Genomic DNA, 19,522 nt, shown 5'->3' with positions numbered 1-19,522 from the left:
TATTATCCTTAATACCACCATGATAAACACCATCAACAATATGATATGCATGAATAAGTTCATGTGAGAGTGAAACATACGATATTGAAGGATCTAAGATTGGGAAAGGATGACCATCATCTTTAATCCCTGCTGATAAAGCAGGATTCCAGTAAACCGTGGCCGATGTTCCTGGTCCCTTTGAAACTAAACCATCTCTTCGAGCAAGACTTTCTGCAATCTCACTATGATAAGAATCAAATTCATCATATGGCACATTGAATCTTTTTATTTGAGACATCGTCAAACGGGGGGCGATAAAAGTATCAATTTCGTTAGGAGTGATTTTTATGTTTTTCCCTCTTACAGATATATCCCTTAACTCTACTAACAATTCATGACCTATCGGACCAGAATTTATTTTTTGGAGGGCTGATTCAACTACATGCCATTGCTCTTTATTTTCATATTCAACAACGATATTTTTTGCTATGTGGCTCGTTGTTAGTGTAATTGTCATTTTGTCACCACATTATATTTCCATTCGGAAAGTGAGGCCATGTTCATTACGTAGACTGTTTTCAGAAAATCGTTCGTTGCGAAATTCATTCATCCCTATCACCCGTTTCTCCTCTAAAGTCGATGGTTCATTATCCAGATTTTCAAGAATAGGATCTATAAGAACAGATCCTTCCATCATATGAAATGCATGAATGAGATGATGTCCGAGGTTAATGAAATTGTTTGAGGAATTTAAAGAAGGATTTGGCTTCCCTGCTCTGTCAAGTTCACTTGATAGAAAGGGATTCCATTGAATAACTGCATTTGAACCCTTCCCTTTTTCGCCATTAAAATTAAGAATGGAATGATAATAAGCAATTGTAAGCATATACAAATCATCATCATCTAAAGCGTCATACTCAAGAATTTCTTGAGCTGAAAGAGTAGCATGTGAATTATTTTTAAGTGTTTGGTCTATGACAAGATGGACTTTTCTTCCATTTTCATTTAGACGTTCTATTTCTTCAAGGAGTGCTTTCCCGTTCGGTTTGCTTTTTAATTTCCTAAGACTAAAGTCAAGGTCAATGAGATCGCTATAATGATTATACTCAATACTTAGATTTTTTAAGTGTAAAGAATTAACGATATTTCTCATATCAATCCTTAAATTCATTACTATTTAATTCTCGGCTCTAGCTCATGTTCTCGTCGAATATTATTTTCGCTGTATTTTTCAAATTGAAACTCGCCTATCCCAATCGTCCGCCTCTCTTCAGCAGCGCGCTTAACACCTGTCCGAGCTTGTTCCTCATGACTATCAGTTAGAACATCACTTTTCATTATATGTAGGGCATGAATAAGCAAATGAGAAAGCGGGATGTAATTATTAACACGTTGATAATCATTTGTTGGGATTCCGTTTCTAACATTTCCTGATATTCGATTATTCCATGTTATTTGAACATTTGTTCCAGCTTCTCGAGAACCGCCAACTGGATAAGTCATTTTACTTGAAAGCTCTTCAGCAATATGGTTATTAACAAGATCGTTCTCATCTGGAGATGCATTCCAATCGATAGCCTGCTTAGGACTTAAAACGGATTTTGAATTATTTACTCCAGCGTTATCTATAATAATTCGAATCTGTTTACCCTCAGCCCCGAGACTTTGTATTTCGTTTAATAAATCATTACCGATTGGTCTGCTTCTTATTAGAGACAAAGCTCTTTCACAACTGTTGAATTGGTTCCCATTTGTATAATTAACAATAATGTTTGTCACTACAGCCGATGGCAATGCTTGAAGCATAATATTCTCCGATTGATAGTTACTTAATAACAATTCCTAGTTTTTCAGCTTCCTGTGAACTCATGATTGAAACATAAGAACTACGCAAAGGAAGATTGTGTTCCTGCCGGATTTTATTTTCTGTATATTTTTCATTTTGATATTCCCCTAATCCAACAGCACGATCTTCCTCTTCCCTTACCCCCTTATCTTCTGTTAAATAAGTATCTACACGTTGCCCCCCTAACCACATGCCATTCATCATATACAAAGTATGAATCAATTCATGTGCCAAGCCTATAAATGATTCCTCTCCTGTTTTAGCTGCATAAGGATTACCATGTTCATCTACATAAATCGAAACATCAGGATTGAAAGAAATGTTTGCACTTGAACCTTCGCCATGAGTTCCATCGGGGCTGGGTTTACTGAAAACACCAACATTAAGTTTATTTTTCACTCTAGGATCTTTGCCAGTCACTAGTTTAAAATATTTTGGACCTGATAAAGTATGATGAACAGAAGTCGGTTTATTTCTGTTTACGGTAATCACAACAAATTTTTCTTGTGAACTCATTGCCGCAATATCCTTCAGCAGCCCATGACCAACACTTTTGCTTGCTATCTGTTTTAATTTAAAATCAACTTCTTTAATATCTTCCGCTGAGCTAGCATCAATTACGATATTAGCTGCAAAACTGCTTCTTGATGTTAACATAAGTCATCCAATGTTTTTCCATATTAACTTCAAAACTCACTAATATTGCTTTCTTACATTCAAACCATGTTCTTTTCTGACGCCATTTTCAGACTTGTTTTCGTTACTGTATGCTGCCATTCCTACCGCTCGCACCTCTTCATTCCAGGTTGGTGTGCCTGGGTTTTTCGGTTTTCCGTTAAACTCTCCTGTAAATGACCCTTTCATAATTCTATAACCATGAACAAGTTCATGAACCAGATCAGCAAACGAATACTCAGCATTTTCTCCTTTCTCTCTCATTCCGTTTTTATTGATGATTAATCCCTCATTAGGGTTCCAGGTAATATGAGCGCTTGTCCCTTCCCCCTTAATACCAAAATCAATAGCACTTGCTAATATATAAGCAGTTTTGATATTCTCATCAAAAGTCATTTGATTGGCTTTATAAGCCTTCATTTGTGATTCAGTCAGCACAGGTCTTGCCTTCGCGTGCTCAAGTGAACTGACTATGATTTTAAGTGACTTCCCATTTTGTGTGTTTCTGACGACCTCCTGAATGATACTTCTTCCGTTTGGTTTTGAATTTATTTTAGCTAAAGCACTTTCAGCCTTATCATATCCCCCTGTTTCATATGATTCAATCATTATTTCTGGAACAGTCTTGCTTCGCTGTATGAAATTCATCATCTTTTCACTTTTTACTTTTAATATTGTTTATTTTCTTTGATTTAAAAATTGTTCTGTTTGATTGCTTTGAAATTTCGTTTTTTCTAACTCCCCTTTTTTATTGTCGTCCTCTTCAAGTAACTTATTAAACCATCTTGAAATGACAGCAAGAGTAATATTTATTTTCTCAAGCATCATCATCATTTTTTCAAGATAAATCTCTTCTTCTTTCAACCCCCCCCATAATACGAGCTTATTTTCTTCTTTGTCAGCTGCAATTGTAATGATTGATTCTTGATCTGGAGTTAGATTTGCTTGTAATAATTCCAAGAGCATTTCCTCGCCCGGATTTTCAGGCATGGGAAGAAAAGCAATCATGATTAGTGTGTTTAGTTCAGTTTTCTCAAGATAAACCTCCCCTGTTTCTAACGTAAGAGAATAGTAACCATGAGGATTCATTTGCATATCTGGAACGCGAAGTTGTCTGAATAGAGGTTGCAGTTTTTGAAAAAGTTTTTCAGGAGTCATAGTAATCTCAATTTTTATTTAAAAAACATTTTGTAACCGACGAGGAATTAAGTATGATTTTCTGAGCTGTAAACCGTGTTCTGCACGAATCGTATTTTCCGTAATAGGTCTGTCAGCGTAGCGACCTAATCCAACAGCTCGATATTCTTCTTCCATAGCTGGTGATGAAGGATCTTGACTATCTCCATTATGTCCTACGAGTGAGTTACCTTTTAAAAATCTGAGAGAATGAATTAATTCATGAACCAGTGAAACAAATACTAAGTCACGTCTATGACTGCGTTTTGGCTCCCCGTTATCAACATCTACAGATTGAGTAGGATCAAATTCAATGTATGCTGATGTCCCTTCTCGACGTGATTTTGATGGAGGCTTGCGTGAAATATAAGAGGCTAGAGAGTTATGATCTTTGTCATACGGATTATTGCTAAGTTTTAAACTTTTGAAATAATTTAATTGAGATTCAGTAAGCATCGGTCGTGCCGTGTGACCTATATGATATAGACATGCTATTTTTACGAACCTTCCATTATCTGATAGTTCTTCTATTTTTTTTAAGAGAGTATTTCCTATCGGTTTGCTTTTTATTTTTTTGAGTGAACTTTCTATAGCATTTAAATCATTATCATCATACCCAGCAATTAAAATATAAGGAGCCTCTCTGCTGTATCTTTCAACATATTTCATGTTAACCTCTTTTTTTAGACATAATAATTAGTTAAATAATTAACAAATCAGTTCCAAAAAAAAGATTAGTGTATGAATTATAATGATAAAAAAGGAAAGCTACGTTAAGCCCTGCTGATGCAGGGCTTGAAAAGGATATTAAGCAAAACCGCCATTAACACGAAGGATTTGACCATTGATCCATTCGCCTCCAGGACCAACTAAAACCGCTACCGCTTCAGCGATGTCCTCCGGCGTACCAATACGGCCCAAAGGTGATTGTCCCTTAAACCATTCAATTTGTTCGTCAGTTTTCCCTTTATAAAAAAGGTCCGTACCTGTAGGGCCTGGTGCGACAGAATTCACACGAATGTTCCTCCCCTTGAGTTCATTCGCCAGTACGCGAACAAGACCTTCTACCCCTAGTTTTGAGGCGATGTAACCACCGTAACCAGGGAAATTTTTAGCCACAACGCTTGATGAAAAAGCGATGATTCGACCGCCGTTAGAGACCAGTTGAGCTGCATGAGACAGTACGAGGTAAGAACCGATGAGATTTGTGTTCACAATTTTCTGAAACGTCTCAATATTATCAGGTTCGATTTTTGCCATTGGCATGATCCCCGCGCTGTTGATCACCGCGTCAATGCTCCCTTTGATCTGCATCACTTCATCAAACATGTTTTTAACCGATGCAGAATCACTGATGTCAGCCTGAACACTGGTAGCATGACCGCCATGAGAAACGATTTTCTCAACCAGGGCTGAGGCTTTCTGGCTGTTGCCAGAGTAATGAACAGCTACAGCGAAACCATCTTTAGCCAGACGTTCTGCGATAGCCTCACCGATACCGCCTGTAGCACCTGTAACGAGTGCGACTTTATGAGCTTGATTCAATTTTATACCCTCTATGATTTTCATATGTGATTGTTGAATGAAATCAACGAGGCGATGTTATCTGAGAGACAGATTCAGGCGTTTTAAGGTGTGCGAATTGAAAGGCAAAAACCCGCGATTTCGCGGGTTGAGGCAGTATCAGAGAATTTCTTTTCCAACAGGTTTCATGTTCAACCAGGCTCGATCCTCTTCCGAAAGCTCGACCTCTCCGGCTGGATAAGCTTTCATGAGTTCATCTAAGGTGAACGAAGTATTTGTTTCTTCACTGGCTTTGCTTGTGATTGTTTTTGCAGCGCCTGAGAGAATTTTGTTTACTAACTCGGAAACGTCGATACCGGCTTCATCGATTGTTTGATACAACGCGTTATCGACCTCAACAGATGAACTCGGTTTGCTGATGATAAGCTGTCTATCGATCACCTGAGCCTGTAAGGTTTCGCCGTCTGTCCACGCCAGTTGTTGAAGAACTGAATTCGGAATTCTGATGGCGGCTGAATTGCCCCATCTCTTGATCTGTAGCGTTAACATCTTGAATCCTCCTCTTATTGTTTATACATTATAGAGACGACGACTTGAGGTTTCAATCTAGCGAGATCTCAGGCTTATCCTGTCGTCTCTCAGAATCAATCTGAATTACAATTTGAGAAGTCTTAAGGATAACCCTAGCCTTAAAAGCAAACTTCCTGAGGTCATTTCGAACGCTTATGAAGACGCGATTCTTATGGCCGTAAAAGAAACCGGTTTAGATGAAATCACTTTTCCTCAGCTTTGTCCCTGGGAATTTGAAACCTTCATAAACGAAACCTTCTATCCCTAACCTCTCCTATTAATGCCCCTTTGGGGCATTTTTTTTGCCCAAAATTCTGAAAAAAAAATTCTTCGAAATTCGCTCAAAATGCACTGTCATTCGTTGATACTTTGTGTATACTCTACATTGTAGATACTTACTCAGGAGCGAATAGAAATGAACAAAGCAAAATTTTTCGAAGAAATGAAAGAATGTCGTGTAAACGCATCGGCTCACATCACAATTTCTCCGAGAAGTGGCGGCAAGACAGCGTTAGTAATGAATCAGTCTGGCGCGCCAAATGCTTTTCTTTCTAGTCACAAAGACGGTTCCGATGCGATGCATAAAGCATGGGACAAATATGAAGCATGGCTGAAAGAATACTTTATGAGTCTCGATGAAGCCATTGAGTCAGACCAGGCTGAGGCGGTTGAAGAAGATCGAGAGGTTTCAGCGATGTTAGTTGAGGCTGATGAACTGGAAGAAGTCTCAGAACCAGAACAAAACGATGCAGTTGAAATCATTCATGGTCAGGCTTTGGTGATGAATGCTGAGATTGATGTTCTCTCTCAACGCTTAGCAGATCGTCGTTGTTATTGGTTAAGCGAACAAGCAATTCGGAACGCTCAGGTGAAAATCATCACTCAGTATAAGCGGGATGCTTTTAATGACGGTCCGAGGGTCATTCAACACATTCTGAAAGTGATTGTGATTTCTCGGAGACTGGCTTTAAACAAAAAGGGATTGTGTGAGATCGAGCCGAAACCAGGTCGTCTCGTTGAGTTAAATGACTGTGAGATTCCGTTTTAAGTTAAGTTTTACAGAGAGAATTTGTTATGGCTCGTCGTCGTTCATTTGTCAATCGTGACTTACCACCGAATCTGTATGTTCGGAACAACGGTTATTACAGCTACAAAGATCCGAGAAGTGGCAAAGAGTACGGTTTAGGGCGTGATAAACGCTATGCCCTGAACCAGGCAATTGAAGCAAACCTTGAGCTTTATCAGGACCTGGGTCAGCCATTGAACCTGCTCGACAGAATCAATGAGGTGAAGAAATTCACCTTAAACGACTGGCTTGAGACCTATGAGAAAGAGCTTAAACGCCGCAATCTGGCTGCGAAAACGATGGAGAGCTATGAACGGTTTTTAAGAACCATCAAAGAGAGTATTGGTCTTTTCACGATGGATGACATCGACACGAAAGCTCTTGCTGATTTCCTTGCGCCGTGGCGAGACGATGGAAAGGCAACGATGCACAACAGGATCAGAAACTTTCTCAAGGATGTTTTTTCTACTGCTATCGCTCATGGTGTGATTGAGCGAAATCCTATTGATAACATAAAAACGGAGAAAGTTACTGTGTCCCGATCTCGTCTGTCCCTTAGTGATTTCAATCTGATCTGTGAGCACACCCCTGATTTATATCCCTGGGCGCGTCCCTGCTTTGAGCTGGCGCTTCTCACTGGTCAGCGAATCGGTGATATACAGGCTATGAAATGGGAGGACATTCGTCAGGGTAAGATTTACATCATTCAACAGAAAACCGGATCGCGAGTGGCTATCGATACCTCACACGGCCTCAAGGCGATCAACAAAAACATAAAGCAGGTTTTAGATGAACTTAAGAAGTTCAAAGATGAAAGCGATCATGTAATCCCTGTTTCAGGTGGCCGCGATAAGCTGTCTCGCGCTTTCCTCAAATCCCGAGCGGCGACTAAGCTCAAATGGGAAGGAACAGCGCCCTCTTTCCATGAAATCCGCTCTCTGTCAGCGAGGCTCTACAAGGAAGAAAATGATGGTGAGTTTTCTCAGCGGCTGTTAGGTCACAAGAACTCAGCGATGACTGACAGATACACTGATACAAGAGATAATGCCTTCGTTGAGGTCTAATCCAGTTCCCACACAAACCCGCCATAGGCGGGTTTTTTGCTTCTTGAAAGCAAATTTTGAGTGTCGCGAATTTGTGATTACTGGTAGTATGCACTTTCAATGCACACGTTAGGAGGTAATCATGAAAGGTCGTGTAACTATCACTGTTGATAAAGACCAGTATGATTTTCTGATTCAGGCTGGCGTTAACTGTTCAGGTCTGGCTGATGAAGTTTTCACTAAAGAAGCCAAACGTATCAAGGCTGAACGCTGGAAAGAGGAAAATCGAGCTGGTATGGCCGAAGTCGCTGCTTTCATTGAGGAGCATGGTTCTTTGAACGAAATGTACAGAGGTCAATAAGAATGCAGTTTGATGTTTTCTCACATAAAAATTCAAATCCTTATCCTCTTTTGATCGAAGTGCAAAGCGATATTATTGATTTGCCGGGAAGAAGGGTTATGGTTCCGCTTGTGCATCATGAATCTTTTTCTGAAAAAGTAAGCAACGATCTTTGCCCTGAGATCAGAATTAATAATGAAACATATCGTGCTGTTATTTATGCGATTGGTACAGTTCCAGAGAGGTTTTTAACAGAAGTTGTCGGTGATGTTAGTCATCATGGTAATGAAATTAAAGATGCGCTTTATCGCATGATTTGGGGATTCTAAACCTTCTATACGCTTCTAACCCGCCCTCTGGCGGGTTTTCTTTTTATCTCTCGGTATTACTTGAGCTGAAGAAGGATAGCAAAGAGGATAAAGAGACAGCCGCAAATCTGATTAAACAGCTTGCCCATCTTGATTGATTTTACATCCCACCTGACGAAAAACTTTGCCAATGCATATTCAAAACAAAACTCTGTGAATGTCAGCGTTAACACAATGATGATCGCTTGCAAAAGCAAGCTGTGATTTTTGGTCATAAAACTCGGAATGAGCGAGATAAAAAACATCAACGCATTAATATTTGTGACAGCGGAGATAAAGCCTTGTTTAAACAGGCTAAAATTATCACCGGCAATGAAGCCTGTTTTCTGATTGATTTGGCTGGGTGGAGAGTTGATCAGCTGCAAACCGATCACAGCAAGATAAATTGAACCAACGACTTTGACAGCATTAAACAGCGTTGGCATTGATTCAAGTAACGAACCCAATCCCAGGACACTGATCAGGATGAGCACAGTGAAACCGAGAAGACCGCCTGCAATCGTCCAGCGCGTTTTTTTCAAGCCATAACGAGTAACATGACTGATAATCAAAAGTGCGTTAGGACCAGGAACAATACATGCCCCGGTACAAGTGAACAATAGAAGCAACCATGTTTGAAAACTCATTAACTTTCCTCTTTTCAGGTGATTGGATGCAACACGAAAGGTTAAAATCACCTGATAAGATTTTGTTCATAGATCCGAGCTTTTATGATGACCGTTCAAAGCGCTGTTAAGGAATAAACCAATTCGCTCACTGAGCGTTTTGAACGATTTTCGAATTATTTTGAACTGTCGATTCAATCCCTTTGATTCTAAAGAAATTTTTATACAGAAAATTACTGGATTGACAGCGGGAGCGTATGTAAACGATGAAAGCGTTAAAACCCCGTCAGCCACAAACGCTGGCAAAACGTCTCAGCCTGTTGCAGGACGCATTGAATAACAGCCTGAACTGGATTGAGACCACCCGTGAGCAGTCGCCGCGTCTGGCGCTGGAAGCAGAAACCCTGACGCTGCAACTGCGCCAGGCGCGCGTGCAGACTCAGGCGCTGGCACAGCAGGTGGCGCGTCCGGTCACGCTGGCGCTGTTTGGTCAGTCCCAGGCGGGTAAAGCCTGGCTGCTGAACGAAATGGTGGCCGATGCCCAGGGCCAGTTAGTGACCCGGATGGGCGATAAACAGCTGAGCTGGTTCCAGCATATCAATCCCGGCAACCTCGATTTTGCGACCGCCACCCGCTTCAGCCATCAGCGCGAACCGCTGTCAGGCGAATGGCCGGTTGAACTGACGCTGCTGAGCGAAGCGGAACTGGTGCGGCTGATGGTCGCCTGTGCCAGAGCGTCCACGCCCGACACCGCACAGATCGACAGCACACTGCAGCGCCTGCAGCGTCATCGCCTCACCACGCCGCTGGCCGGTCTGGAAGGCGACGCGCTGGTGACCCTCTGGTCCTGGAGCCGCCGCCGCCCGCATCACGATGCGCGGCTGGATCGCCATTTCTGGCCGCAGGCCGTTGAGCTGGCACCCTGGCTCAGCGTAGACGACCGGGTGCAGCTCTTTTCATTGCTGTGGCCTGCTCAGCCTGCCCTGAATGAAATGCTGCGTACCCTGCTGCACCTGCGTCATCAGCTGCGTAACAGCAGCCGGGTACTCGCGCCACTGAGCCTGCTGACCGATGCATCACTGCTGCCCGCCGAGCAGCTGATTGTGCCAGGCAGTGAACAGGATCAGCAGCAGTCAGTGGAAGTCTGCCCGATGAACGGTAATCGCATCGGCAAGGCGCAGAACGTGCCGCTGGGATTACTGGCGCTGCTGACGCTGGAGGTGCTGGTCCCGCTGAGTTCCACTCCGCGAACCGCGCTTTATGATGATGCCGATATGCTGGAGCTGCCCGCGCCGGGTCAGTCCAGTGATACAGCAACGCAGGAAGATCGCCAGCGCCTGCAGCAGCAGGATCCGCTGCGTGCTCAGCTGCTGGAACAGAAACGCGCCCTGCTGCCTGGCTTTTACGCCGCGCGGCAGGCGATTGATCTGCTGCTGGTCTGCACCGCAGCCAGCCACCGTCAGGATGCCGATCTTGCCAGCGAAACGCTGCGCGAATGGCAGCGTCACCAGCCTGCCCAGGAATCCGCAGAGAAACCGCGTCTGATCTGGGCGATTACCCCTTTCGATGCCCGTCATCAGCAGGTCAACGTAGATGAGGCGGTTCAGCGTCAGATGGGACAGCCCGGTCAGCACTGGGGATCGATGCTGGCGCTGGATCGCGCAGGCGTCGACCGCATGGCGAGCTGGTTGCTGGAGGAGATGCAGCCGGAAGCCCGCCGCGACATGTTGCTGGCTCAGCTGGCACAGATTCAGCACACCGTGGTGGAGCGGCGTCTGCTGCCCTGGACCGAAGCGGGTGCCAGCCCGGAGCAGGCGGCACGCAAACAGAATATCGCCGACACGCTGCTGAAGTGTTTACAGCATCGCACCGGCCTGCATGGTGAGCTGCTGGAGCGCCTGCAGCCGCCGCGTGAAGCGCTGCGCCAGCTCTGGCTCAATCAGTCAGCCCTGCCAGGCAGCAAACCGGCCACGATTCAGGCACCGGAAAATCAGTTTGGTATCGGCTTTGAATTTGACCTGTTCAGCGAGAGTCCGGCGGAAGCGCCGGTTCAGCCGCGTCAGAGTCTGCAGAGCACCCAGCAGTATCCCCGTCAGGTGCTGCTGCTGTGGCTGGATCATCTGCGTCAGCTGCCGGAAAACCGCAGCCTGCTGGCGTTGCTGAATGTGGACAAGGCGACGATGGAGTGGCTGGTTGAAGAGTTAATTACAGCCGGTTTCCGCACCGATATCGCACAGAAACTGCAGCAGGCGCTGCATGAGCCGGATACCCAGAGCGTCAGCCATGAATCCCGCGCCGATCGTCAGGTGACGCGGGCGATGACGGTGCTGGGGGATTTTGTGGCCTGGCTCGGCTTTTTACAGCGGCCTGAATCGGAACGCCCTGCCAGCCGGGTTAACCGGGGTCAGGCGATTTTCTCCCGTCCACCGGCACCCAGCGTCAGCTTCAGTGCCGGTCAGCGCCTGACCAAACTCTCTGCTGCGCCGGCCAACCACACCGCCTACTATATCTACGACTGGCTGGTGGGGCTGAATCAGGTGATCATTGAGAACAATGGTTACACCGGCGGCGGCGACCTGCCGCTGGCGGCCCGCGAAGCGCTGATTGCGCTCCTTAAGCCCCTGCGCACTTAATCGATAATCAGGCGCAGTTCGCCCTCCAGCGACTGCGCCGCCTCTTCCAGCAGCGCCAGCACCGGCGCTAAATCGGCCTGATGCGCAGCATAGTGCTGCAGCCACATCGTGGCAGGCAGCGCCATTCCGCCCGTCAGCCAGTCCCACAACGCATCCAGATTATGTCCGAAGCTCTGCGGGCAGCCGCTCTGCTCAGCAAACTGCTGATAAAAGGCCGCGCGCGTGGTGAGCTGACGCAGGTCAAAGGTCAGGTTAAGCATGATCAGGGCACCTGTCTGAAGCTGCGGTAGTGATCGGTGGAGAGAAATACCAGCCCGTCAGAGGAGTAAACCAGGCGATCGGCGTCGCGGTGACCGCAGCGATAATTCACATCCGCTTCATACCACTGACGGCCCGCACGCGCGGGCAGTCGCTTTTCACGGTTGGTAAAGCGATCGCCGCCGATAGCTCTGCCCGGCAGCACCTCGCACAGATTGCCTGTAGCCGGATTCCAGCCACGCTTACGCGCATCACTTTTAGTGAGGTAGTAGTCCGGCAATTGCTGATGCTGCAGCACCCAGCGCGCCACGGTATGGGCGTCAGTCAGGGTGGCGATATCCGCCTGCGCAGGGGCTGAAACGGTATTCAGATACGGTTTAAGGCCGTAGAAACAGGCCGCGAGGACAAGAAAAAGTCCAATCCAGAGTTTTTTTGACATGATGGCATCCGTGACGACAGGATGCAGATGATACCAGTTTTGCGCCCGGAGAAAAGCGCGGGCCAGACAAGCTGGCCCTGGCGAGGTTATGCGGCGTGCGATTCCCCGCTGTGCCGACGCCATGCACCCGGCGCGACACCATACTGACGTTTGAAGCTGCGGTTAAAAGATTGCTGAGAGTCGAAACCTAACGAGATCGCCACATTGAGAATCGGTTCATCGGTGCTGGTCAGACGATCGGCTGATTTCTTCAGCTTCTTAACCCGGATGTATTCACCCAGTGGGTAGCCGGTATGTTCTTTGAACATACGCTGCAGGTGCCATTTGGAGTAACCGGCGCGTTCTGAAACCGTATCCAGGTCCAGACGTGCTTCAATGTTGTTATCAATCCAGTCGATTAAATCATGAATAAAGGCGTCACTCATCATTCCAGTCTCTCCCGTCGCTGTAGCGAAAAGTATTAGTATCAGTTGCAGTTACACTTAAGGGTGGCTGACTATGCCATTTAATGCAAGTTTTATTAGTACATTAAATGCCGCACTGTTTGTAGGGTTTTAACGCAACGGGTCAGGCTTTCAACGCTCTGTCCAAAACCGCACATAAAGTGTATCTGTTATTCTTGCAGTTTCCCGCGACGCAAGCCTACACTCCCTGCGATTAATTGCAATATTAAAAGTTGCAAATATTGGCCTGCAGGTCGTCTTTTATATCTATCGCGGAATAACAACAATGATTACGAACCGGGTTCGTCAGGGTTTAACCCTCTTAGGGATGGTACTGCTCATCACGCAACTGAGCAGCTGCGATAAAGGTGTGGCGCAAAACGCCCCACCGCCACCGCCTGAGGTGAGTGCCGCGCCGGTGCTGATCAAGCCGGTCAGTCAGTGGGACAATTTCAATGGCCGGGTAGAAGCGGTGCAGAGCGTACAGCTGCGGCCGCGCGTCTCGGGCTATATCGACGCCGTTAACTATCGCGAAGGCGATGAGGTCAGAAAAGGTCAGGTGCTGTTTACCATTGATGACCGGAGCTACCGCGCGGCGCTGGAGCAGGCCAAAGCGGAACTGGCACGGGCGCGCAGTCAGGCCAGTCTGGCCCGCAGCGAATCGGGCCGCAGCGAGAAACTGATTGGCACCCAGGCGATTTCCCGCGAGGCGTGGGAACAGCGTCGCTCTGCTGCCAGCCAGGCGCAGGCCGATGTGCTGGCCGCTGAAGCCGCGGTCGACATGGCGCAGCTGAACCTCGACTTCACCCGCGTCACTGCGCCGATCGATGGCCGCGCCAGCCGGGCGATGATCACCGCCGGTAACCTGGTGACCGCTGGTGACAGCGCCAGTGTGCTGACCACGCTGGTGTCGCAGCAGCAGATGTATGTCTACTTCGATGTCGATGAAAACACCTTCCTCAACTATCAGGCGATGACGCGTCAGGGCCAGCAGCGCCATGCCCTGCCCGCTGAGATTGGCCTGGTCGGCGAACAGGGTTTTCCGCATCAGGGCAGGATCGACTTCATGGATAACCAGCTGACCGCCAGTACCGGCACCATTCGTATGCGCGCCCTGCTCGACAATCAGCAGCGTCAGTTCACGCCGGGTCTGTTTGCCCGTGTGCGTCTGCCCGGTAGCGCGCAGTTCGAAGCGGTGCTGATTGACGATAAAGCGGTCCTGACCGATCAGGATCGCAAGTATGTCTACGTGGTGGACGGTGAAGGTAAAGCGCAGCGGCGCGATATCCAGCCAGGCGCGATGGTGGAAGGCCTGCGTATCGTTAAATCGGGTCTGCAAGCCGGTGACAAGGTCATCATTGCCGGTCTGCAAAAAGTATTTATGCCCGGCATGCCGGTCACTGCTCAGCAGGTCGCCATGCGTGCGGCAGCCGCTCAATAATTCGAGGCCGCTATGGACTTTTCCCGCTTTTTTATCGACCGGCCTATTTTTGCTGCGGTGCTGTCGATCCTGATTTTTGTTACCGGCATGATTGCCATTCCGCTGCTGCCGATCAGTGAATATCCCGACGTTGTGCCACCCAGCGTGCAGGTGCGCGCCGAGTACCCTGGCGCTAACCCGAAAGTGATTGCGGATTCCGTGGCGACGCCGCTGGAAGAGGCGATTAACGGCGTCGAAAACATGATGTACATGAAGTCAGTGGCCGGTTCGGACGGCGTGCTGGTGACGACCGTGACTTTCCGTCCGGGCACCGATCCCGATCAGGCACAGGTGCAGGTGCAGAACCGCGTGGCACAGGCGGAAGCGCGTCTGCCGGAAGATGTGCGTCGGCTGGGTGTTACCACCCAGAAGATGTCGCCGACGCTGACGCTGGTCGTGCACATGTTCTCACCGAACAATACCTACGATTCGCTCTATCTGCGTAACTACGCCACGCTCAAGGTGAAAGATGAGCTGGCGCGCCTGCCGGGTGTCGGTCAGATCCAGATTTTTGGCGCAGGTGAATATGCGATGCGCGTCTGGCTTGATCCCAATAAAGTCGCGGCGCGCGGCCTGACGGCCTCTGACGTGGTGACGGCGATGCAGGAGCAGAACGTGCAGGTCTCTGCCGGTCAGCTGGGCGCGGAGCCGCTGAAAAAGCAGAGCGACTTCCTGCTGTCGATCAACACTCAGGGCCGACTGGAGAGCGAGCAGCAGTTTGGCGATATCATCCTGAAAACCTCTGAAGATGGTTCGCTGGTGCGGCTGCGCGATGTGGCGCGGATTGAGATGGGATCAGGCAGCTATGCCCTGCGCTCCCAGCTGAATAACAAAGATGCGGTCGGTATCGGCATCTTCCAGGCGCCGGGCGCTAACGCCATCGACCTCTCCAATGCGGTTCGCGCCAAAATGGATGAGCTGGCAACCCGCTTCCCTAACGATGTGAAATGGGCTGCGCCTTACGATCCGACCGTGTTTGTCCGCGACTCCATTAAAGCGGTGGTGCAGACCCTGCTGGAGGCGGTGATTCTGGTGGTGCTGGTGGTGATTCTGTTCCTGCAGACCTGGCGCGCCTCGATTATTCCGCTGCTGGCGGTGCCGGTTTCGGTGGTCGGTACCTTTAGCGTGCTCTATCTGCTTGGCTTCTCGCTTAACACGCTGAGCCTGTTCGGGCTGGTGCTGGCGATCGGTATCGTGGTGGATGACGCCATTGTGGTGGTGGAGAACGTCGAACGTAATATCGAGATGGGACTCTCGCCGCGCGCCGCCGCCCATCAGGCGATGCGCGAGGTCTCCGGGCCGATCATCGCCATCGCGCTGGTGCTGTGCGCGGTGTTTGTGCCGATGGCGTTTCTCTCTGGCGTGACCGGGCAGTTCTACAAGCAGTTCGCCACCACTATCGCGATCTCCACGGTAATCTCGGCCATTAACTCGCTGACGCTCTCGCCTGCGCTGGCGGCGATGCTGCTGAAAGGACATGATGCGCCGAAAGATCGGCTGACGCGGATCATTGATGCGCTGTTCGGCTGGCTGTTCCGTCCGTTTAACCGCTTCTTCCAGCGCAGTGCGCACGGCTATGAGTCGCTGGTCGGCCGCACGCTGCGTCGCCGTGGCGCGGTATTTGGCGTCTATATCCTGCTGCTGGCCGGTGCCGGCTTTATGTTCCACACCGTGCCGGGTGGCTTTATCCCGACCCAGGATAAGCTCTATCTGATTGGCGGCGTGAAGATGCCGGAAGGCTCCTCACTGGCACGCACCGATGAAGTGATTCGTAAGATGAGCGAAATCGGTATGCAGACCGATGGCGTCGCCTATGCGGTGGCCTTCCCCGGCCTGAATGCGCTGCAATTCACCAACACCCCGAACAGCGGAACGGTGTTCTTCGGCCTGAAGCCGTTTAATGAGCGCAGGCACACAGCAGCGGAGATTAACGCAGAGATCAACGCGAAAATCGCGCAGATCCAGCAGGGCTTTGGCTTCTCGATTATGCCGCCGCCGATTCTGGGGCTGGGTCAGGGTTCGGGCTATTCGCTCTATGTGCAGGATCGTGCCGGTCTGGGCTATGGCGCATTGCAGACGGCGATTAATACGCTGTCGGGCAGTATCATGCAGACGCCAGGCATGCACTTCCCTATCTCCTCCTATCAGGCCAACGTTCCACAGCTTGATGTGCAGGTTGACCGGGATAAAGCCAAAGCTCAGGGCGTGTCACTGACCGCACTGTTCAGCACGCTGCAGACCTATCTCGGCTCGTCGTACGTGAATGACTTTAACCGCTTTGGGCGCACCTGGCGCGTCATGGCGCAGGCGGATGGGGAGTTCCGCGACAGCGTCGAGGATATTGCCAACCTGCGTACCCGCAACGACCGCGGTGAGATGGTGCCGATTGGCAGCATGGTGAACATCACCACTACCTACGGCCCCGATCCGGTGATCCGCTATAACGGCTATCCGGCGGCGGATTTGATTGGCGATGCCGACCCGCGCGTGCTCTCTTCGGCGCAGGCGATGAGTCAGCTGGAAGCGATGTCCGGTCAGCTGTTGCCTAACGGTATGAACATCGAGTGGACCGACCTGAGTTATCAGCAGTCAACCCAGGGCAATACCGCGCTGATTGTCTTCCCGATGGCCGTCCTGCTGGCGTTCCTGGTGCTGGCGGCGCTGTATGAGAGCTGGACGCTGCCGCTGGCGGTGATCCTGATTGTGCCGATGACGATGCTCTCTGCGCTGTTTGGCGTCTGGCTGACTGGCGGAGACAACAACGTCTTCGTGCAGGTCGGACTGGTGGTGCTGATGGGCCTCGCCTGTAAGAACGCGATTCTTATCGTGGAGTTTGCGCGCGAGCTGGAGATTCAGGGCAAAGGGATTATCGAAGCGGCGCTGGAAGCGTGTCGCCTGCGTCTGCGTCCGATTGTGATGACCTCAATCGCCTTTATCGCCGGTACCATCCCGTTGATTCTGGGTGAAGGTGCGGGTGCAGAAGTGCGCGGCGTGACCGGTATTACCGTGTTCTCAGGTATGCTCGGCGTGACACTCTTCGGCCTGTTCCTGACGCCGGTGTTCTATGTCGCCCTGCGCAAGCTGGTGACGCGCCGGTCAGATAACGCGGAATCAGTGACGGCGTAAACCGTAAACGTTAACAGGGGCGATCGGGTGATCGCCCCTTTTTTTGTCTGAGATGGGCAGCATGTTAATTAACGCTGCTTTAATTTTTCATTTAGCGTTTCAACGATAAACGCTTTCAGGGACGTTTCATTTTGCGCAGCAGCCTGCGAGAGCCGCACGCCCAGCGATTCAGGATAGCGCAGCGTAAAGGTCTTGATTTTTTCCTGCTCCGCATAGGGATGAATGCCGGAGGCAGCGCAATCTTCCAGGTATTCGCGCAGCGAAATCTCCCCTTCTTTGTGCAGGCCCTGCACGCTGTCAGAGACAAAATCACAGTAGCCTGACAGGCCAGTAAAGCGTCCACGGAACAGGTTGATTTCGGGAACGTAAGTGATGACTGCGGGTTACCCGGCGACAGTAGCCAGATCAGAATAATTATCCATCTTAAACTCCTGCATTATTCTTGCAGGCAGATAATCAGGTACGAATCTCAATTTGGGCTTTTCGTCCCAGTTGCGCCAGCGCCATTTCCACTTTTTCAACTTTCGATGAGTGCTCAACATCCAGCAGTCGATCAACCTGTGGGCCATTCACGCCCAGCTGGCGTGCCAGATCGACTTTACGAGTGCCGGTTTCAATCATTGCGTTATAAAGTGCCGCTTTCATCGCCACCAGCACAGGTACGGAGACAATGTATTCACCTTCCAGCGGTTTACTGGCGACCGGAATCGGACGACGGGTATCCATCTCAAGAGATATAGCCGTCACCAGTCCATCTTTGGCTTCTGACAGTGCTTCCTCAACGGTGGCGCCGACGGAATGCAGTAACGGCAAATCACGACACGAGACCTCATAGGTATCGGTTTTGGCGTCATGGGTTAAGCTGACGGCATAATTAAACATAGGGTTACCTCTCTGATCGGGCTCACAGGCCCAGATCTTTTAAAATTTTTCTGCGCGTACCTTCAGGCATTTCTTTCGCTCCATGATCCGGAAAAATGGATTGCCTGTCGCCCAGGAAGACCTTGAAATGGCTGCTTCCACTGCGGTGCTTAGTCAAAATAGCGCCCTGCTGAATGAGCCAGCGTCTGAATTCACTGTACTTCATCGCGTTCCCTCGCTGTGTATAACAGCAAGAATAACATTAGTGGTACTTAAGGCAACAATAATGTTGGGCTCCTGACTGGGTTTTCAAACAATTTATTACGTTTATCGCGATGACCGAACTCAGAAAGATGGGTATTGATTCATGGCAGATTTGAGGCAGGACGTCACTGATCAGCACGCATAAAAAAAGCCGCAATCAGCGGCTCTTTTTGCAGAGTTCTTCACTCTCTTCGGGTTCAGGTTCCGGTACGGCGGTGCAGTTGCTGGTGTCGCGTTTCTTCAGCTCGTTCAGCGCGTCGGCCACAGTGCGTTTTGCGAGTACATCCAGCGATGCCTGCTCGGCTTCGTCGGCTATCGACTTGAAGTACCAGCAGAGGTTGGCACTGACCAGACAGCGCGGCGCGACATCGGGACGCGCGGCCCAGATTTTTTTGTCTTCGATTACAGAGACATAGATATCCCGCAGGGTAATGTCCGAAGCAGGACGGCCGAGATGAATCGAACCGGTACGGCCCAGCGTGGAGACGATAATGCCGTCACGGGTCAGCGGGACCATTAATTTTCGGATGAAACTGGGATTCGCTTCCAGCCCATAGGCCAGAATCGCGCTGGTAGAGCGTTTACCCATTTGCTCCGCCATCGCTACGCTCAGAACCATTTGCAAAGCTGTCGGGAAGCGGTAATCAAGCATTTCTTTATCCTGAGTTGCGGTGCATCTTATTGTTTTATTGCCGCATAAGTGAACAATCAATGAGCAATAAATATAACAAACACTGTTGCTTTTTTGAAGCAAACCGGCAATGACAAGGCACGTATTCACCAAAGGCGAAGGCCTGATAGCACAAGGTGCTTACCCTGCTCC

25 protein-coding genes are annotated in these 19,522 nt (G+C 49.0%); 8 read left to right on the top strand and 17 right to left on the bottom strand.

Annotated features, from left to right (window positions below):
* From BY447_RS19770 to BY447_RS19730, 9 genes are all read right to left on the bottom strand, one after another.
* A partial coding sequence (locus BY447_RS19770; RefSeq protein ID WP_199226943.1) for a M91 family zinc metallopeptidase occupies window positions 1–499 on the bottom strand: 499 nt, incomplete at its 3' end.
* 12 nt (window positions 500–511) lie between these two features.
* Window positions 512–1,135 (bottom strand): M91 family zinc metallopeptidase, encoded by a 624-nt coding sequence (locus BY447_RS19765; protein ID WP_158280081.1) that lies wholly within the window; start codon window positions 1,133–1,135, stop codon window positions 512–514.
* A gap of 20 nt (window positions 1,136–1,155) precedes the next feature.
* Complete coding sequence (locus BY447_RS19760) at window positions 1,156–1,788, bottom strand: M91 family zinc metallopeptidase (protein WP_097094022.1); 633 nt, start codon at window positions 1,786–1,788, stop codon at window positions 1,156–1,158.
* A 19-nt stretch (window positions 1,789–1,807) separates the two neighbouring features.
* Window positions 1,808–2,485 carry a M91 family zinc metallopeptidase gene (locus tag BY447_RS19755; RefSeq protein WP_097094023.1) on the bottom strand — a complete coding sequence of 226 codons (678 nt, stop codon included), beginning with the start codon at window positions 2,483–2,485 and terminating at the stop codon, window positions 1,808–1,810.
* 39 nt (window positions 2,486–2,524) lie between these two features.
* Entirely contained in the window at window positions 2,525–3,154 is a 630-nt protein-coding gene (gene xopG, locus BY447_RS19750; RefSeq protein WP_097094024.1) for a XopG/HopH/AvrPtoH family type III secretion system effector, read from the bottom strand.
* A gap of 27 nt (window positions 3,155–3,181) precedes the next feature.
* A complete protein-coding gene (locus tag BY447_RS19745; protein ID WP_097094025.1) occupies window positions 3,182–3,661 on the bottom strand; it encodes a CesT family type III secretion system chaperone in 480 nt (159 codons plus the stop codon).
* 18 nt (window positions 3,662–3,679) lie between these two features.
* Window positions 3,680–4,348 (bottom strand): M91 family zinc metallopeptidase, encoded by a 669-nt coding sequence (locus tag BY447_RS19740; RefSeq protein ID WP_097094026.1) that lies wholly within the window; start codon window positions 4,346–4,348, stop codon window positions 3,680–3,682.
* A 138-nt stretch (window positions 4,349–4,486) separates the two neighbouring features.
* Window positions 4,487–5,248: an SDR family oxidoreductase gene (locus BY447_RS19735; RefSeq protein ID WP_199226942.1), complete on the bottom strand. Its 762-nt coding sequence runs from the start codon at window positions 5,246–5,248 to the stop codon at window positions 4,487–4,489.
* A gap of 114 nt (window positions 5,249–5,362) precedes the next feature.
* Window positions 5,363–5,752 carry an AbrB/MazE/SpoVT family DNA-binding domain-containing protein gene (locus BY447_RS19730; RefSeq protein WP_097094027.1) on the bottom strand — a complete coding sequence of 130 codons (390 nt, stop codon included), beginning with the start codon at window positions 5,750–5,752 and terminating at the stop codon, window positions 5,363–5,365.
* Window positions 5,753–5,864: 112 nt separating this feature from the next.
* On the opposite strand from BY447_RS19730, the gene BY447_RS23660 reads away from it, so the two are divergent.
* The 5 genes from BY447_RS23660 to BY447_RS19705 all read left to right on the top strand — a co-directional run bounded on the left by BY447_RS23660 (window position 5,865) and on the right by BY447_RS19705 (window position 8,551).
* Complete coding sequence (locus BY447_RS23660) at window positions 5,865–6,041, top strand: DUF29 family protein (protein ID WP_199226941.1); 177 nt, start codon at window positions 5,865–5,867, stop codon at window positions 6,039–6,041.
* Window positions 6,042–6,188: 147 nt separating this feature from the next.
* Window positions 6,189–6,821 carry a hypothetical protein gene (locus tag BY447_RS19720; RefSeq protein WP_097094029.1) on the top strand — a complete coding sequence of 211 codons (633 nt, stop codon included), beginning with the start codon at window positions 6,189–6,191 and terminating at the stop codon, window positions 6,819–6,821.
* 26 nt (window positions 6,822–6,847) lie between these two features.
* Window positions 6,848–7,903, top strand: a complete 1,056-nt coding sequence (locus BY447_RS19715; protein ID WP_097094030.1) for a site-specific integrase — start codon at window positions 6,848–6,850, stop codon at window positions 7,901–7,903.
* Between the two features lie 121 nt (window positions 7,904–8,024).
* Window positions 8,025–8,243: a type II toxin-antitoxin system CcdA family antitoxin gene (locus BY447_RS19710; protein WP_097094031.1), complete on the top strand. Its 219-nt coding sequence runs from the start codon at window positions 8,025–8,027 to the stop codon at window positions 8,241–8,243.
* A 2-nt stretch (window positions 8,244–8,245) separates the two neighbouring features.
* Entirely contained in the window at window positions 8,246–8,551 is a 306-nt protein-coding gene (locus tag BY447_RS19705) for a CcdB family protein (protein ID WP_097094032.1), read from the top strand.
* Window positions 8,552–8,607: 56 nt separating this feature from the next.
* On the opposite strand, the gene BY447_RS19700 is transcribed toward BY447_RS19705, so the two are convergent.
* On the bottom strand, window positions 8,608–9,216 hold the full coding sequence (locus tag BY447_RS19700) for a LysE family translocator (protein ID WP_097094033.1): 609 nt from the start codon (window positions 9,214–9,216) through the stop codon (window positions 8,608–8,610).
* 245 nt (window positions 9,217–9,461) lie between these two features.
* Between BY447_RS19700 and BY447_RS19695 the strand changes: the two genes are divergently transcribed.
* On the top strand, window positions 9,462–11,828 hold the full coding sequence (locus BY447_RS19695; protein ID WP_110331888.1) for a virulence factor SrfC family protein: 2,367 nt from the start codon (window positions 9,462–9,464) through the stop codon (window positions 11,826–11,828).
* Here the strand turns inward: BY447_RS19695 and BY447_RS19690 are convergent.
* The 3 genes from BY447_RS19690 to BY447_RS19680 all read right to left on the bottom strand — a co-directional run bounded on the left by BY447_RS19690 (window position 11,825) and on the right by BY447_RS19680 (window position 12,953).
* Window positions 11,825–12,088, bottom strand: coding sequence for a barstar family protein (locus tag BY447_RS19690; RefSeq protein ID WP_013357798.1), 264 nt, complete (start codon window positions 12,086–12,088; stop codon window positions 11,825–11,827). The two genes, BY447_RS19695 and BY447_RS19690, sit on opposite strands and share 4 nt — an antisense overlap.
* Window positions 12,089–12,090: 2 nt before the next feature.
* A complete protein-coding gene (locus tag BY447_RS19685) occupies window positions 12,091–12,525 on the bottom strand; it encodes a ribonuclease domain-containing protein (RefSeq protein ID WP_033732609.1) in 435 nt (144 codons plus the stop codon).
* 86 nt (window positions 12,526–12,611) lie between these two features.
* Complete coding sequence (locus tag BY447_RS19680; RefSeq protein WP_013357796.1) at window positions 12,612–12,953, bottom strand: helix-turn-helix domain-containing protein; 342 nt, start codon at window positions 12,951–12,953, stop codon at window positions 12,612–12,614.
* A gap of 301 nt (window positions 12,954–13,254) precedes the next feature.
* Between BY447_RS19680 and BY447_RS19675 the strand changes: the two genes are divergently transcribed.
* Complete coding sequence (locus BY447_RS19675; protein ID WP_110331887.1) at window positions 13,255–14,409, top strand: efflux RND transporter periplasmic adaptor subunit; 1,155 nt, start codon at window positions 13,255–13,257, stop codon at window positions 14,407–14,409.
* A gap of 12 nt (window positions 14,410–14,421) precedes the next feature.
* Complete coding sequence (gene oqxB, locus BY447_RS19670; protein ID WP_110331886.1) at window positions 14,422–17,574, top strand: multidrug efflux RND transporter permease subunit OqxB; 3,153 nt, start codon at window positions 14,422–14,424, stop codon at window positions 17,572–17,574.
* Between the two features lie 68 nt (window positions 17,575–17,642).
* Here oqxB and BY447_RS19665 read toward each other — a convergent pair whose 3' ends face one another.
* The 4 genes from BY447_RS19665 to BY447_RS19650 all read right to left on the bottom strand — a co-directional run bounded on the left by BY447_RS19665 (window position 17,643) and on the right by BY447_RS19650 (window position 19,351).
* The gene (locus BY447_RS19665; RefSeq protein WP_323859512.1) at window positions 17,643–17,948 is read right to left on the bottom strand and encodes a type II toxin-antitoxin system HicB family antitoxin; all 306 of its coding nucleotides are present in this window, start codon (window positions 17,946–17,948) and stop codon (window positions 17,643–17,645) included.
* 82 nt (window positions 17,949–18,030) lie between these two features.
* The gene (locus BY447_RS19660) at window positions 18,031–18,456 is read right to left on the bottom strand and encodes a type II toxin-antitoxin system HicB family antitoxin (RefSeq protein WP_033783026.1); all 426 of its coding nucleotides are present in this window, start codon (window positions 18,454–18,456) and stop codon (window positions 18,031–18,033) included.
* A 22-nt stretch (window positions 18,457–18,478) separates the two neighbouring features.
* A complete protein-coding gene (locus tag BY447_RS19655; RefSeq protein WP_010245321.1) occupies window positions 18,479–18,661 on the bottom strand; it encodes a type II toxin-antitoxin system HicA family toxin in 183 nt (60 codons plus the stop codon).
* A 195-nt stretch (window positions 18,662–18,856) separates the two neighbouring features.
* Window positions 18,857–19,351, bottom strand: a complete 495-nt coding sequence (locus tag BY447_RS19650) for an RrF2 family transcriptional regulator (RefSeq protein WP_110331885.1) — start codon at window positions 19,349–19,351, stop codon at window positions 18,857–18,859.
* Window positions 19,352–19,522 lie beyond the last annotated feature (171 nt).

It is taken from the genome of Pantoea sp. JKS000250 (genome assembly GCF_003201065.1).
GTDB lineage: Bacteria > Pseudomonadota > Gammaproteobacteria > Enterobacterales > Enterobacteriaceae > Pantoea > Pantoea vagans.
This window is presented reverse-complemented; position numbering and strand designations above follow the sequence as displayed.

What these genes read in the sequence shown, in the direction of transcription:
- BY447_RS19730 (WP_097094027.1), bottom strand. Translation starts at nt 5,752, where the DNA reads ATGTTAACGCTACAGATCAAGAGATGGGGCAATTCAGCCGCCATCAGA.
- BY447_RS19720 (WP_097094029.1), top strand. Translation starts at nt 6,189, where the DNA reads ATGAACAAAGCAAAATTTTTCGAAGAAATGAAAGAATGTCGTGTAAAC.
- BY447_RS19685 (WP_033732609.1), bottom strand. Translation starts at nt 12,525, where the DNA reads ATGTCAAAAAAACTCTGGATTGGACTTTTTCTTGTCCTCGCGGCCTGT.
- BY447_RS19695 (WP_110331888.1), top strand. Translation starts at nt 9,462, where the DNA reads ATGAAAGCGTTAAAACCCCGTCAGCCACAAACGCTGGCAAAACGTCTC.
- BY447_RS19680 (WP_013357796.1), bottom strand. Translation starts at nt 12,953, where the DNA reads ATGATGAGTGACGCCTTTATTCATGATTTAATCGACTGGATTGATAAC.
- BY447_RS19655 (WP_010245321.1), bottom strand. Translation starts at nt 18,661, where the DNA reads ATGAAGTACAGTGAATTCAGACGCTGGCTCATTCAGCAGGGCGCTATT.
- BY447_RS19745 (WP_097094025.1), bottom strand. Translation starts at nt 3,661, where the DNA reads ATGACTCCTGAAAAACTTTTTCAAAAACTGCAACCTCTATTCAGACAA.
- BY447_RS19660 (WP_033783026.1), bottom strand. Translation starts at nt 18,456, where the DNA reads ATGTTTAATTATGCCGTCAGCTTAACCCATGACGCCAAAACCGATACC.
- BY447_RS19755 (WP_097094023.1), bottom strand. Translation starts at nt 2,485, where the DNA reads ATGTTAACATCAAGAAGCAGTTTTGCAGCTAATATCGTAATTGATGCT.
- oqxB (WP_110331886.1), top strand. Translation starts at nt 14,422, where the DNA reads ATGGACTTTTCCCGCTTTTTTATCGACCGGCCTATTTTTGCTGCGGTG.
- BY447_RS19705 (WP_097094032.1), top strand. Translation starts at nt 8,246, where the DNA reads ATGCAGTTTGATGTTTTCTCACATAAAAATTCAAATCCTTATCCTCTT.
- BY447_RS19710 (WP_097094031.1), top strand. Translation starts at nt 8,025, where the DNA reads ATGAAAGGTCGTGTAACTATCACTGTTGATAAAGACCAGTATGATTTT.
- BY447_RS19690 (WP_013357798.1), bottom strand. Translation starts at nt 12,088, where the DNA reads ATGCTTAACCTGACCTTTGACCTGCGTCAGCTCACCACGCGCGCGGCC.
- BY447_RS19760 (WP_097094022.1), bottom strand. Translation starts at nt 1,788, where the DNA reads ATGCTTCAAGCATTGCCATCGGCTGTAGTGACAAACATTATTGTTAAT.
- BY447_RS19735 (WP_199226942.1), bottom strand. Translation starts at nt 5,248, where the DNA reads ATGAAAATCATAGAGGGTATAAAATTGAATCAAGCTCATAAAGTCGCA.
- BY447_RS19700 (WP_097094033.1), bottom strand. Translation starts at nt 9,216, where the DNA reads ATGAGTTTTCAAACATGGTTGCTTCTATTGTTCACTTGTACCGGGGCA.
- BY447_RS19675 (WP_110331887.1), top strand. Translation starts at nt 13,255, where the DNA reads ATGATTACGAACCGGGTTCGTCAGGGTTTAACCCTCTTAGGGATGGTA.
- BY447_RS19740 (WP_097094026.1), bottom strand. Translation starts at nt 4,348, where the DNA reads ATGAAATATGTTGAAAGATACAGCAGAGAGGCTCCTTATATTTTAATT.
- BY447_RS19650 (WP_110331885.1), bottom strand. Translation starts at nt 19,351, where the DNA reads ATGCTTGATTACCGCTTCCCGACAGCTTTGCAAATGGTTCTGAGCGTA.
- BY447_RS19715 (WP_097094030.1), top strand. Translation starts at nt 6,848, where the DNA reads ATGGCTCGTCGTCGTTCATTTGTCAATCGTGACTTACCACCGAATCTG.
- xopG (WP_097094024.1), bottom strand. Translation starts at nt 3,154, where the DNA reads ATGATGAATTTCATACAGCGAAGCAAGACTGTTCCAGAAATAATGATT.
- BY447_RS19765 (WP_158280081.1), bottom strand. Translation starts at nt 1,135, where the DNA reads ATGAGAAATATCGTTAATTCTTTACACTTAAAAAATCTAAGTATTGAG.